The organism is Streptomyces sp. CAI-85 (genome assembly GCF_013363615.1).
Lineage (GTDB): Bacteria > Actinomycetota > Actinomycetes > Streptomycetales > Streptomycetaceae > Streptomyces > Streptomyces antibioticus_B.
In genome coordinates, this window is the sequence record NZ_JAANNX010000008.1 from 37,550 (window position 1) to 50,358 (window position 12,809).

The following is a 12,809-nucleotide window of genomic DNA, read 5'->3' on the forward strand; positions in this document are numbered from 1 at the left end:
GCAGGCAAGTGACCGCACGACGGAGGACGTTGACGTGACCGACATCGCCATGCTGCCCGAGACCTGGCGCGAGGCTCTGGGCGACGAACTCGGCCGGCCCTACTTCAAGGAGCTGACCGAGTTCGTCGAGGAGGAGCGGGCGAAGGGCCCCGTCTACCCGCCGCGCGAAGAGGTGTTCGCCGCGCTGGACGCGACACCGTACGACCAGGTCAAGGTGCTGATCCTCGGCCAGGACCCGTACCACGGCGAGGGGCAGGGCCACGGACTGTGCTTCTCCGTGCGCCCGGGGGTGAAGATCCCGCCCTCGCTGCGCAACATCTACAAGGAGATGCACGAGGAGCTGGGCACGCCCGTCCCGGACAACGGCTATCTCATGCCGTGGGCCCGGCAGGGCGTGCTGCTGCTCAACGCGGTCCTCACGGTCCGCGCGGGCGAGGCGAACTCGCACAAGGGCAAGGGCTGGGAGAAGGTCACGGACGCGGTGATCCGCGCCGTGGCCGACCGGCCCGACCCCGCGGTGTTCGTCCTGTGGGGCAACTACGCGCAGAAGAAGCTCCCGCTGATCGACGAGAGCCGGCACATCGTGGTCAAGGGCGCGCACCCCTCCCCGCTGTCGGCGAAGAAGTTCTTCGGTTCGCGTCCGTTCACCCAGATCAACGAGGCGGTGGCCCGGCAGGGCCACGACCCGATCGACTGGACCATCCCCAACCTGGCCTCGGCCTGAGGCCCCGCCGGGCCGGTCGCTCCGCGCGCCGGCCCGGTGCCGCCTGACCGGGAATGCCGGTGGCTGCCGATAGCGTCGCCCTGAGGACGCAGCGTCGTCCCGGAACGGCAAGGAGAACGCGGTGGCGGAGCGACACGGGCAGACGGCGCCGGACGCCCTGCTGACGCGGATCGGGCAGGTCGTGATGCTGCACCACGGCGGCGACCGCGAGGAGGCCCGCCGCCGTCTCCTCGAGCTGTGGGCGGAGGTCGGCGAGGACGGCGACGCACTGCACCGCTGCACCCTCGCCCACTACCTCGCCGACACCCAGGACGACCCCTTCGACGAACTCGCCTGGGACCTGCGCGCGCTCACCGCCGCCGAGGAGCACGAGGAGTCCCGCGCGGCGCGCGCCCTGTACCCCTCGCTGCATCTGAACCTCGCGGCCGACTACCTCAAGCTCGGCCGCGCGGGTGCCGCCCGCACCCATGTCCGCAGGGCCCGCAGAGCGGCCCGCGCCCTGGCCGACGACAGCTACGGCGACGGCGTACGGGCGGCGATCAGCCGGATGGAACACCGGCTGGGCGAGGACGGGCGCGACACCTGATCCGGCCCGCCTCACCGTCCGTACGTCTGGTCGCAGATCGTCGACTCCGGGCTGTCGCCCTTCCAGCCGCCGTACTTCCGGCCGAGCGCGCACACGTCGGCGCCGCCGCGCGGCACGCTCGGGACCTCGGCACGTGGTGCCGCGGGCCGTCGCGGTTCCGGACGGGTCGGCCGGGGAAGGGGGCGCGGCTGCGCCGGACGCGGACGGGCGGGGGCCACCTGCTGCCGCTCCGCCGGGGCCGCCGACCGCTCCGGCCCGCGGGACGGCCCCGTCCCGGTCATCTCCAGCGCCTCCCGGGCGGGCGCCTGCACGACCCGCGTCCCGGCCCGCCCGTCCGGCCGGGGCACCGGCGCCCGGGACGGTACGGCGGCCCCCGGCGCGGGCCCCGCCGGCGCCTGGACGGTCACGCACCCGGTGAGGGCCGTTACGGCCACGGTGACCAGGAGCGTTGCGGTAGTCGTCGTTCGCTGCACCCGCGCCACTCTGGTGGCTGCGGGCGTCGCGGCGACAGCGGACGGGCGCAGGTTGCCCCGCACGGGTGATCTCCTGCCCCGTACGGATGGGGGCGCGGCCGCCCGCGCTGACGTCCGCAGACCGGGGGCTCAGGCGCTCAGTCGCCGGTCGCGCCGTCGATGCGCTCGCGGATCAGGTCGGCGTGGCCGTTGTGGCGGGCGTACTCCTCGATCATGTGGGTGTAGATCCAGCGCAGGTTGAACGGCTCCCCGTTGTGCCTGCTCAGGTTGCGCGAGAGGTCGTCCAGCGCGAAGCCGGCGGCATTGCGCCGGGCGGTCTCGATCTCGGCCTGCCAGGTGGCGTACGCCTCCTCCCAGGTGTCCTTGTCGGTGAGATGGAAGTCGCCGTCGCGGTCCTCCTCGCTGTAGTAGATCGGGTCCGCGTCCTCGGCCAGGAGCGTCCGGCGGAACCAGCCGCGCTCCACCTCCGCCATGTGCCGCACCAGCCCCAGCAGGGACAGCTCCGAGGGCGGCACGGAGGCGGTCCTGAGCTGGGCGTCGGTCAGCCCCTCGCACTTCTGCGCCAGGGTCTGCCGGTGATACTCCAGCCACCCCTCCAACATCGAGCGCTCATCGGCGTTCTGGGCGGGTTCACTGCGCTGCGTCGTCGTCATCCTGGCATCGTCGCCGGGGAGGGGCGCGGGGGCCACGGGTTTTCCACCGGATGGCTTGCTCGGGGGCTTCGGGTCTGCGGCTGATGGGCCAGGTGTCGGACAGGCCCGTACCCGTCGGGCCGGCCTGTCGGCAGCCGGTGCCATGCGCCCGCGCGTTCGGCTTCCAGCGGGAGGTGTCCGGCGCCCCGTCCGTTCGCCGAGGCGGGTGTCCGGGGCCGGACTGCGGCCGCTTCGCCCGTCGGCTCGGCCCGGCGGGCGTCGTCCGTTCGCCTGGCACGCTGCCGCGCCTGCGGCGGAGCGGCCGCCGTCCGGCTCGGCTGCCCGGCCCTCCGCCTGCGACGGATTCGCGCCCCGACCGCCTGTCTGTTCCGGGTCGCCCGTGTCCCGCTCGGCATCGCGACCGGGGGGCGCTGCTCCGGCTTCCGGGTGCCCCGCTTCCCCGGATCGGAGAACAGCCGTCCGCGCGGGCGCCGTATGCTGCGAGGAAAGGTGGGGTCGTGGGTGAGGGAGTTGGCGTGAAGGTCGGTTGTGTCGGGCTCGGGGACATCGCTCAGAAGGCTTATCTGCCGGTGTTGAGCGCGTGGCCCGGGGTCGAGTTGCACCTTCAGACCCGCACGCCCGCCACTCTCGAGAGGGTGGGGGACGTCATGCGCGTGCCCCTCGCGCAGCGGCATCGGGATCTTGACTCCCTCGTCGGGGCCGGGCTCGACGCGGCCTTCGTGCACGCGCCGACCGGTGTGCACCCCGAGATCGTCGGGCGGCTGCTGGAGGCGGGTGTGCCGACGTACGTCGACAAGCCCCTGGCGTACGAACTCGCCGACTCCGAGCGGCTGGTGGCGCTCGCGGAGGAGCGGGGCGTGTCCCTGGCCGTCGGCTTCAACCGGCGTTTCGCACCCGGGTACGCCCAGTGCGCCGACCATCCGCGTGAGCTGATCCTGATGCAGAAGAACCGCGTCGGACTGCCCGAGGAACCCCGCACGATGATCCTCGACGACTTCATCCACGTCGTCGACACCCTTCGGTTCCTCGCGCCCGGTCCCGTGGACGACGTCACCGTGCGAGGCCGTGTCCGGGACGGGCTGCTGCATCATGTGGTCCTTCAGCTCGCCGGGGACGGGTTCACCGCGCTCGGTGTGATGAACCGGCTCAGCGGATCCAACGAGGAGATCCTGGAGGTGTCCGGGCAGGACACCAAGCGCCAGGTCGTCAATCTCGCCGAGGTGATCGACCACAAGGGGCAGCCGACCGTGCGGCGGCGCGGCGACTGGGTGCCGGTGGCCCGGCAGCGCGGCATCGAGCAGGCCGTCGGCGCCTTCCTGGACGCCGTCCGCGCGGGCAAGCGGCTCAGCGCCCGCGACGCGCTGGCCACTCACGAACTGTGCGAGCGGGTGGTACGCGCGGTGGGGGAGCCGGACGGGGCCGCCTGACCGCCGCCGACCCCGCCGTGCCGCCGCACCGCGCGTGACCCCTCCGTGAGCCCCAGCGCGGCCAGCACCAGCAGCGCCAGGTGCAGCGGCCAGTCGCCGAAGCGGACGTACAGGGTCGTGCCGCCCGCGCGCGGGACGTCGTACACCGCGACGGCGCTCGTGTCCGTGCCCAGCCAGGAGCCGATCCGGTGGCCGCTCGGGTCGTGGACGGCGGAGACACCGGTGAGGGTGGCGTGGACGAACGGCCGCCCCGTCTCCGCGGCCCGCAGCGCGGCCAGCGACGCGTGCTGCTCGGGCGCCCAGCTCCCCTGGAACGTGGACGTCGACGACTGCGCGACCAGCACGTCCGCGCCGTCCTCCGTCAGATGCCGGCTCATGTCGGGGAACGCCGTCTCGAAACAGACCATCGGCCCGATCCGCAGCCCCGGCCCCGCGTGCATCACGACCTGCTCGGTCCCGCGCCGCCGGTCCTCCCCGGCCGCCTTGCCGACGGAGGTCGCCCAGCCGAGCAGCGAGCGCGCCGGGACGTACTCCCCGAACGGCACCAGCCGCATCTTGTCGTACCGGGCGCCCGTCGGACCGTCCGGGCCCACCAGGACCGAACTCTTGTAGATGCCGGGCCGGTCGGCGCGGCGGGCGTCGACGTTGACGAGGACGTCCGCACCGGTCACCCGGGACAGCGTCGCGAGCCGGCCGGCCAGGTCGGGCCGGTCGGAGAGATCGAAGCCCACACTGCTCTCGCCCCACACGATCAGATCGACGTCCTGCCCGGCCAGCCGCCGGGTCAGCTCCTCCTCACGGTCGAAACGGGCGTCGGGCCCGTCGATCACGCCCGGCTGCACGACGGCGATCCTGACCCGCCCGTCGACATCGGGCCGCGGCGACCATGCCCAGGCCGCCGACGCGGTCGCCGCCGTGGCCACGAGCCCCGCGACGGCCGGAACCCGGGCCGCCGGTACGGCGACGAGCACGGCGACCGCCACGTTGACCGCCACCACCAGGAAGCTCAGCAGCCACACCCCGCCCACCGAGGCCAGCCGCAGCGCCGGTTCCATCTGCCACTGACTCGCCCCGAGCACACCCCACGGCCCGCCCAGCCCCTGCCAGGACCGCACCAGTTCGACCGCCAGCCAGGCCGACGGCACGACGAGCAGGGCGGCCGGCACCCGGCCCTGGGCCGGCACCCCGTCGGGCGCCGCGAGGAACCTGCGCACCAGCCACGCCCACGGCGCCCACAGGGCCCCCAGCAGCGCGGCGATGACCAGGGTGAACACATGCAGGCTCGGCAGCAGCCAGTGGTGCATCGCCAGCATGAAGCCGAACCCGCCGCACCAGCCGTCGAGCGCCGCCCGCCGTGCCGTCGGCGCCGAGCGGATCAGCAGGATCCACGGGACGAGCGCCCCGTACGCCCACCACCACAGCCCCGGGGCCGGGAACGCGAGCACGGGCAGGGCGCCCGCGAGGGCGGCGACGGAACCGCGCCGCCAGGGGGAGGCGATCCAGTGGCCGAACGTCCTCACACGGCACCTCCCTGTCCCCACCCGTCCCCTCCAGTGTGCGCGTCCGGGACGATCTACGACAGGGCGCCTTTCGGCTCAGCCGGGCATCCTGCGCCATTTCTCGGCGACGACCACCTCGCTCAGCCGCCAGCCGTCGGCCGTCCGCACCAGACCGAAGGAGTAGCGGCCTCCGCAGACGAAGTCCGGCGCGCCGGCCGGGGAACCCTCCGCGGTCGCGGCCAGCCGCATCGGGTTGACGTAGTCGGCCCGTACCCGGGCCGTGTCGCCGGTGTCCTGGTCCAGGATCCCGAAGGCGATCCTGCGGTTGACGATGAGGTGCTGGCACATCGAGAACAGCCGCATGCTCTCCGCGAGCCACGCGGCGACACTCCCCGCTTCTCCCTCGATCCCGCCGGCCGACCGGTAGTCGGCCCGCCCGCCGGGTGCGAACAGGCCGCGGTACGCCGTCCAGTCGCCGTCGTCCACCGCCCCCGCGTAGTCGGTGATCAGTCCGTCGACGGCCAGCCGGTCCATCACGGTGGCCAGCTCCACACGCTGCGTCATGCGCCGAGTGTTGGGCATGACGGCTTCCGGGCCAAGAGCCATGCGGTGATATTCGGTGGCCCCGGTCGGGGGGCGGGGCCGATTCTGATGCCGTGAACGACATGCCCGAACCCGCGACCGAGACCGAACCCAAGTTCCGCATCCGCGCCCGGCACACCGGGACGACACTCACCGTCTACCAGGCGTACCGCCCGGGGTTGGGCCTTCCGGCGGCCCGTGACGGCCGCTTCCCGGCCCAGTGGAGCCGCACCCGCATGACCTGGATCAAGCCCAGCTTCCTGTGGATGATGTACCGCTGCGGATGGGGCCTGAAGGAGGGTCAGGAGACCGTACTGGCCGTGGAGATACGCCGCGACGGCTTCGAATGGGCCCTGCGCAACTCCTGCCTCTCCCATCACGTGCCCGTCCTCCACGGCGAACAGGGCGAGTGGAAACGGCAGTTGAAGCGAGCCCCGGCGCGCGTCCAGTGGGACCCGGAGCGTGACCTGCGGTTGCGGCCCTTGCCGTACCGGTCCTTGCAGTTGGGCCTCGCGGGGGAGGCGACCGAGCGGTACGCCGACGAGTGGATCGTCGGCATCGAGGACGTCACCCCGCTCGCCACCGAGATCCACGCGCTCGTGCGGGCCGGTGAACTCGACCGTGCGCAGGCGCTGTTGCCGGTGGAGCGGCCGTATCCCACGGAGCCGGGAATGCTGGATCACCTGCGGCGTTAGGGCGCGTGGCCGAATATAGGGTGGCGGCATGTCTGCCCCGCTGAGTTCCGCGAGAACCCGTGCCGCGCTGCGCGCGTCCGCCCGTGCCTCGCTCGACGTGCTGCTGATTCTCGTGCTGCTCGCCGTCGCGCTGTGGGCGCTCGGCCGGATGTGGTCCGTCGTGTGGCCGCTCGTCGTCGCCCTGTTCCTCACCACGCTGACCTGGCCCGCGACCCGCGCGCTGCGCCGGTGGGGGTGGCGTCCGGCGCCCGCCGCGTCGGCCGTGACCCTGCTGTTCCTGCTGGTCGTGGCGGGTATCGTCGCGCTGATCGCCGTCCCCGTGTCCTCGCAGTCCGGGGAACTCACCGACGGTGTCGTGGCCGGTATCCAGCGGCTGCGGGAGTGGGCGTCGGGTCCGCCGCTGAACATCGGCGACGAGCAGATCGCGGGGGCGTTCGACTCGGCCGTCGACCGGGTGCAGAACAGCGTCGGCAGCATGGTGTCCGCGGTCGCCACGGGGGTGGGGACCGTGGTGAACGGGGTGGTCACCGCCGTGCTCGCGCTGTTCCTGATGTTCTTCTTCCTCAAGGACGGTCCGCGGTTCCTGCCGTGGCTGACCCGTCAACTGCCGGGCCGGCTCGCGGTCGACGTGCCGATCGTGGCCGAGCGCGGCTGGAACACGCTGGGTTCGTTCGTGCGGTCGCAGGCGCTGGTGGGGCTGCTGGACGCCGTCTTCATCGGCATCGGGCTGTGGGTCCTGGACATTCCGCTGGTGCTGCCGCTGGCGGTGCTGACGTTCGTCTCGGCGTTCGTGCCGATCGTGGGCGCGCTGTTCGCCGGCTTCGTCGCGGTCCTCATCGCGCTGGTGTCCAACGGGCCGATGGACGCGCTGATCGTGCTCGGCATCATCGTGGTGGTGCAGCAGTTGGAGGGCAATGTCTTCCAGCCGATGATCCAGAGCCGCGGGCTCGGTCTCCACGCGACGGTGATCCTGCTTGCGGTCACCCTGGGCGGCAGCATGGCGGGCATCGTCGGCAGCCTCCTCGCGGTACCGGTCGCCGCGATGATCGCCGTGGTGTGGAACTACGTGCGGGAGCAACTTGTCGATCCGGCGGGGGAGTCGGGTGAGCCGGCGGATCCGGATGACGTGGAAGAGACGCGGGAGTCGGGCGAGTTGGCGGCGGTGCCGGAGGGGGCGGTCGGGCAGCCCGGACCTGAGCCGGCCGGGGCCTGAGGGCGCCCGCACTCAGGGTGCGACCAAAGTCGGGGCGGCGTAGACCATCGGCCGACGACCGGACGTGCGACGACCGCGCAGAGTGGTCGCATGAGGAAGAGGACGGTGGTCGCGGAGTCGGCCCGGGACGTGTTGGCGTTCTGCGTCGGATGCGGGGTGGGGGTGGGGCTGCTGGTCCCGTTCCTCGCGGACTGGCTGGTGTCGCTGCCGTGGGCGCCGTTGAAGGGTCCGGCCGAACTGGTGGACTCGGTGCCCGAGCCCGCCCGCACCCTGGGCACCGCCGTGGTCGGTGCCGTGGTGGGCCTGTTCTTCGGGTTCGGCGCGCTGCACGAGTCGCTGACCGTGACGGTGGATGACGCGCGGGTGGGGCTCGCGGTGCGGGGCGAGAAGCGGGAGTTCGCCCGCGAGGAGATCGCCCTCGCCGCACGTGACGGCAAGCAGCTCGTGCTGCTGAGCCGGACGGGTGCGGAACTCGCCCGGGAGAACTGCGGCTTGCCCTGGGCCCGGTTGGCCCGTGCCTTCACCAAGCACGGCCACCGCTGGGCCGACGAGGATCCGCACCGGGAGCAGTTCCGGCGCTGGGTGCCGGGCGCGGCCGGTCTGCCCGAGGGCGCGAACGCCCTGCTGCACGCCCGGGCCAGGGCGCTGAAGGCGAAGGACGACGCCTCGGACGCCCGTGAGCTGCGGACGGAACTGGGGCGCCTCGGCGTGATCGTGCGCGACGAGAAGGACCGGCAGTACTGGCGCCTGCCCGAGCAGTGACCGGGCGTGCGCCCTTGCTTACGCGGCTGCGACGACCTTGCCCCGGACCGCCTGGGCCCACGCGACCACCAGCACTTCGTACTCCGCCCGCTCGGCGGCCGACAGCGACCCGCCCGCGCGCAGCCACAGGGCTCTGATCCGCTCGTTCAACTCGGTCGCGGACAGCACGGAACCAGGGGCACCTGAAGTGGGGGACACGGCGCAAGCCTAGGCGCAAGAACTGACAGCGCGCTACCGGACGGCTACGCGGGGGGTATGGGGTTGGTCACGGATGATCGATCAACGGGGGCCATGTCGGCGGGGGTTCGGCCAACCGTCACCCGGTCAGTCGATCCACGTCAGCACGCACAGGCCCCGCTCCGCCGCCTCGCGGTAGAACGCCCGCAGCGCCTCGAAGCGCCGGACCAGGTACTCCCGGACGTCACCGTTGAATCCCCTGAACCCGCAGGCATCGGCCGCCTCTCCGGGGGAGGCGGGCAGGGCCGCGAGGTATCCGTCGAGGTCGATGGCGTCGAGGCCCCGGGACACGTCCCGGACCGCCTCCGGCGCCAGCAGGCGGGGCGGGTCGCCGTAGCCGTCGTAGACCTCGTCGTGATCCAGGAAGCCGACCTGTCCGCCGGGGTCGCCGTGGATGGCCCGCACGATCAGCGCCCTCGCTTCGAGGGCGGCGCCCACTCGGCGGCCGTACCAGAGCAGGCCCCACAGGCCCCAGTCCGTGTCGAGCAGATCTGTCTCGGGCGGATCCCAGCCCGGCGCGGCGTCCGGCGAGTCGAGCGCCGTCGCGCGGCAGCGGTCCAGGTACGCCGGGGAGACGCGCGCCGTCTGTTGGGTGAGGGCCATCGGCGATGTCGGATCAGCCCGCCGACTCCGCCGCGTGAGGGCTCAGTACGCCCATCGCGACGAGGGCGATGATCACTATGCCGAGGACGACCCGGTAGTACACGAACGGCATGAACGACTTGGTGCTGATGAACTTCATGAACCAGGCGATCACCGCGTACCCGGAGACGAACGCGATCACCGTCGCGAAGGCCGTCGGTGCCCAGTCCACGTGGCCGCCCTCCATCGCGTCCTTCAGCTCGAAGACGCCGGAGGCGAGGACGGCCGGGATGGCGAGGAGGAAGGAGTAGCGGGCCGCCGCCTCGCGCCGGTAGCCCATGAAGAGGCCGCCGCTGATCGTGGCGCCGGAGCGGGAGACGCCCGGGATGAGGGCGCACGCCTGGCAGAGGCCGTAGATCAGGCCGTCCCGGACGCCCAGGTCCTCCAGCGACTTGCGCTGCTTGGCGGCGCGGTGCCGGCCGCCCTTCTCGTCGCGCGCGGCCAGCCGGTCGGCGATGCCTATGACGATGCCGATCACGACCAGCATGGTCGCGGTGATCCGCAGATCGCGGAACGGGCCCTCGATCTGGTCCTTGAGCGTGACGCCCAGCACACCGATCGGGATGGAGCCGACGATCACCAGCCAGCCCATCTTGGCGTCGTGGTCCTTCTTGCGGACCGCGCTGTCGAACAGCGACCGGGTCCACGCCGAGATGATCCGCCCGATGTCCTTGCGGAAGTAGATCAGCACCGCGGCCTCCGTGCCGATCTGGGTGATCGCCGTGAAGGCGGCCCCGGGGTCCTCCCAGCCGGAGAAGGCCGCGGTCAGGCGCAGATGCGCGCTGGAGGAGACGGGGAGGAACTCGGTCAGCCCCTGGACGAGTCCGAGGATGAGGGATTCAAACCAAGACATGAGGTTAAGGAGTCCAAGCGCCGATCGGGAAAGGGGCGGCGGGGACGGCATGCCGCCGCGCGCGTGATCAAGAGGTGTGCACAGGAAGCGTAGCGGTCCTGGGTGACGGCCCCGCACAGGGGTTTGATGCACGGCGGCCCCGGGCGTTCGGACGGTTGACCCGGCCGGTGGGTGGCGCCTACGTTGCTGCCGGGCGGGGAAAGCGCTTGCTACGGCTCTGGTGTCGGCGTTCTCCTCGCGTGTACCGCTCATGAGCCGTGTCCGCCGTCCGCCGTCCGCCGTTCCTCGGAGGAGTGCTGATCCGCCGATGTCGTCCTCCCGCACCCCGCCACCCCGGCCCGCTCCGCTCGCCGGCCGTCCGGTCCGGGTCGCCGTGATCGGGACCGGTGCCATCGCCCGGGTCTCCCACTTGCCCGCGCTGCGGCAGCTCGCTGCCGAGGGCGGGACGGAGGTGGTCGCGGCCGTCGACATCGACGCCGCGGCGGTCGAGGCGTTCTGCGCCGAGGGTGGCGTCCCGCACGCCTACACCGACCTGGAGCGGATGCTCGCCGAGCGGCGCCCCGATCTGGTGACCGTCTGCACCCCGCCCACTCTGCACCGCGAGCAGAGCGTGGCGGCGCTGCGGGCCGGCGCCTGGGTGTGGTGCGAGAAACCCCCGGTGCCGACCCTGGCCGACTACGACGCCGTACAGGCGGAGGAGGGCGCGGAGGGCGGGCCGTACGCCTCGATCGTCTTCCAGCACCGGTTCGGCTCCGGGGCCCGGCACGTGCGGCGGCTGCTCGCGGAGGGGGCGCTCGGGCGACCGCTCGTCGCGCACTGCCAGACCACCTGGTACCGCGACGCCGCGTACTACGCCGTGCCCTGGCGCGGCCGCTGGGGGACCGAGGGCGGCGGCCCCGCCATGGGCCACGGCATCCATCAGACGGACCTGCTCCTGGACCTGCTCGGTCCGTGGAGCGAGGTGCGCGCCATGGCGGGCCGCCTCGTCCACGACATCGAGACCGAGGACGTCTCCACCGCCCTGCTCCGCTTCGACGGCGGCACGCTGGCGACGGTCGTGAACAGCGTCCTCAGCCCCGACGAGGTCAGCCGCATCCGCATCGACTGCGAGCGCGCCACCGTCGAGCTGACCCACCTCTACGGCCACTCCAACGCCGACTGGCGGATCACTCCCGCCCCTGGCGTCCCCGCGGACGAGGTGGCCGTCTGGCGGGACTTCGGTCCCGACGAGCCCAGCTCGCACCTGGCCCAACTGCGGGAGCTTCTCGCCGCCCTGCGCGCCGGGACGCGCCCGCGGGGCAGCGGCGCGGACGGGCGCACCAGCCTGGAGCTGGTCACCTCGCTCTACAAGTCCGCGTTCACCGGCGCGACGGTGCGGCGCGGGGAGATCGGCCCCGGGGATCCGTACTACACGGCCCTGCACGGGGGCGCCCCGGGCTGGGCGCCGACGGCCGTGGAGGCGGCCGTATGAGCGCCGCCGGAGGGGCGGACGAGGGCGGCCGCGGTCTGCGTCTCGTGCACTCCCTCGGCGACCGGATCACGGTGAGCGACCCCGCGACGGGCGTCGAGCTGCTCGCCTACGTCTACCGGCCCGAGGCGGCCTGGGAGGCGCCGCGGCCGTACGTCCACCCGCTGCGGACCCTCCGGGGCGATCTCGTCACCGACTACCGCCCGAACGACCACCGCTGGCACAAGGGCCTCTCCCTGACCGCCTCCCATCTGTCCGGGGCCAACCTGTGGGGCGGCAACACGTACGTCCACGGTGAGGGGTATCTCGCGCTGCCCGAGCGGGTCGGCTCGATGGTTCACGTCGATTTCGACGAGGTCACTGCCGGCGGTGACCGGGCGGTCGTCGCCGAACGGCTGACCTGGCATCCCTACGGCGGGGGGCTGTGGGCCGAGGAGTCGCGCCGGATCGAGGTGCACGACGTCGACCGGGGCGCCGGCGTCTGGGCCCTGACCTGGGCCAGTGCCGTCACCAACCGCCGTGAGGAGCCGTTGCGCTTCGGCAGTCCGACCACCGCCGGACGGGAACTGGCGGGATACACGGGCCTGTTCTGGCGGGGCCCGCGCTCCTTCCGGGGCGGCCGGATCATCGGCCCCGACGGGGAGGGGCCCGGCCTGATGGCCTCGCAGAGCGAGTGGCTCGCGGTCACGGGCGAGCACGACGGCAGCGACGGCCACGCCACCGTCGTCTTCGCGCACGCCCCCGGGAACGACCACACGGGCGCCGGTGGCACCCACCCCGCCCACTGGTTCGTCCGCAACGAACCCTTCGTGGGACTCGCCCCCTCCTGGGCCTTCTTCGACGAACTGGAACTGGCCCCCGGCGACACCTTCGCCCGCCGCTACCGCGTGATCGTGGCCGACGGCGCCTGGGGGCGGGAGGAGATCGGCGCGTATCTGGAGTCGCATCCCTGGTGAGCGCGTGAGCGGGAGTGTGGGGTGCGCGCGCGTCGCGTG

General features: G+C 72.9%; 14 protein-coding genes and 1 pseudogene. 8 read left to right on the top strand and 7 right to left on the bottom strand.

All coding sequences use genetic code 11. From position 1 onward, the window contains the following. Window positions 1–34: 34 nt before the first annotated feature. Together ung and G6W55_RS12800 are read left to right on the top strand one after the other, a co-directional pair. The gene (ung, locus tag G6W55_RS12795) at window positions 35–724 is read left to right on the top strand and encodes a uracil-DNA glycosylase (protein WP_175520945.1); all 690 of its coding nucleotides are present in this window, start codon (window positions 35–37) and stop codon (window positions 722–724) included. A gap of 121 nt (window positions 725–845) precedes the next feature. Further along, window positions 846–1,310 (top strand): hypothetical protein, encoded by a 465-nt coding sequence (locus tag G6W55_RS12800; protein WP_175520946.1) that lies wholly within the window; start codon window positions 846–848, stop codon window positions 1,308–1,310. A gap of 11 nt (window positions 1,311–1,321) precedes the next feature. Here G6W55_RS12800 and G6W55_RS12805 read toward each other — a convergent pair whose 3' ends face one another. Both G6W55_RS12805 and G6W55_RS12810 read right to left on the bottom strand, forming a co-directional pair. After that, window positions 1,322–1,744: a hypothetical protein gene (locus G6W55_RS12805; RefSeq protein WP_309243699.1), complete on the bottom strand. Its 423-nt coding sequence runs from the start codon at window positions 1,742–1,744 to the stop codon at window positions 1,322–1,324. A gap of 176 nt (window positions 1,745–1,920) precedes the next feature. Continuing rightward, window positions 1,921–2,436: a DinB family protein gene (locus G6W55_RS12810; RefSeq protein WP_175520947.1), complete on the bottom strand. Its 516-nt coding sequence runs from the start codon at window positions 2,434–2,436 to the stop codon at window positions 1,921–1,923. A gap of 515 nt (window positions 2,437–2,951) precedes the next feature. On the opposite strand from G6W55_RS12810, the gene G6W55_RS12815 reads away from it, so the two are divergent. Continuing rightward, entirely contained in the window at window positions 2,952–3,863 is a 912-nt protein-coding gene (locus G6W55_RS12815; RefSeq protein WP_175521116.1) for a Gfo/Idh/MocA family protein, read from the top strand. Here the strand turns inward: G6W55_RS12815 and lnt are convergent. Both lnt and G6W55_RS12825 read right to left on the bottom strand, forming a co-directional pair. Continuing rightward, window positions 3,781–5,383, bottom strand: a pseudogene (lnt, locus tag G6W55_RS12820) (apolipoprotein N-acyltransferase). The gene G6W55_RS12815 and the pseudogene lnt overlap by 83 nt on opposite strands. Before the next feature lie 75 nt (window positions 5,384–5,458). Next, the gene (locus G6W55_RS12825; protein ID WP_175520949.1) at window positions 5,459–5,926 is read right to left on the bottom strand and encodes a nuclear transport factor 2 family protein; all 468 of its coding nucleotides are present in this window, start codon (window positions 5,924–5,926) and stop codon (window positions 5,459–5,461) included. Between the two features lie 101 nt (window positions 5,927–6,027). On the opposite strand from G6W55_RS12825, the gene G6W55_RS12830 reads away from it, so the two are divergent. From G6W55_RS12830 to G6W55_RS12840, 3 genes are all read left to right on the top strand, one after another. Next, complete coding sequence (locus tag G6W55_RS12830; RefSeq protein WP_175521117.1) at window positions 6,028–6,639, top strand: DUF4291 domain-containing protein; 612 nt, start codon at window positions 6,028–6,030, stop codon at window positions 6,637–6,639. A gap of 28 nt (window positions 6,640–6,667) precedes the next feature. Continuing rightward, window positions 6,668–7,852: an AI-2E family transporter gene (locus tag G6W55_RS12835; protein ID WP_175520950.1), complete on the top strand. Its 1,185-nt coding sequence runs from the start codon at window positions 6,668–6,670 to the stop codon at window positions 7,850–7,852. A 90-nt stretch (window positions 7,853–7,942) separates the two neighbouring features. After that, window positions 7,943–8,614: a hypothetical protein gene (locus G6W55_RS12840; RefSeq protein WP_175520951.1), complete on the top strand. Its 672-nt coding sequence runs from the start codon at window positions 7,943–7,945 to the stop codon at window positions 8,612–8,614. An 18-nt stretch (window positions 8,615–8,632) separates the two neighbouring features. Here G6W55_RS12840 and G6W55_RS12845 read toward each other — a convergent pair whose 3' ends face one another. The 3 genes from G6W55_RS12845 to G6W55_RS12855 all read right to left on the bottom strand — a co-directional run bounded on the left by G6W55_RS12845 (window position 8,633) and on the right by G6W55_RS12855 (window position 10,346). Further along, on the bottom strand, window positions 8,633–8,812 hold the full coding sequence (locus G6W55_RS12845) for a hypothetical protein (protein WP_175520952.1): 180 nt from the start codon (window positions 8,810–8,812) through the stop codon (window positions 8,633–8,635). 126 nt (window positions 8,813–8,938) lie between these two features. Then, window positions 8,939–9,454 (bottom strand): DUF1877 family protein, encoded by a 516-nt coding sequence (locus G6W55_RS12850; RefSeq protein ID WP_175520953.1) that lies wholly within the window; start codon window positions 9,452–9,454, stop codon window positions 8,939–8,941. Window positions 9,455–9,467: 13 nt separating this feature from the next. Continuing rightward, entirely contained in the window at window positions 9,468–10,346 is an 879-nt protein-coding gene (locus G6W55_RS12855) for an undecaprenyl-diphosphate phosphatase (protein ID WP_175520954.1), read from the bottom strand. Window positions 10,347–10,653: 307 nt separating this feature from the next. Here G6W55_RS12855 and G6W55_RS12860 point away from each other — a divergent pair, with 307 nt between their 5' ends. Beyond that, window positions 10,654–11,817, top strand: coding sequence for a Gfo/Idh/MocA family protein (locus tag G6W55_RS12860; RefSeq protein WP_175520955.1), 1,164 nt, complete (start codon window positions 10,654–10,656; stop codon window positions 11,815–11,817). Next, window positions 11,814–12,770 carry a PmoA family protein gene (locus G6W55_RS12865; protein ID WP_175520956.1) on the top strand — a complete coding sequence of 319 codons (957 nt, stop codon included), beginning with the start codon at window positions 11,814–11,816 and terminating at the stop codon, window positions 12,768–12,770. Before G6W55_RS12860 ends, G6W55_RS12865 begins: the two co-directional genes overlap by 4 nt. The last annotated feature ends 39 nt before the right edge of the window (window positions 12,771–12,809 follow it).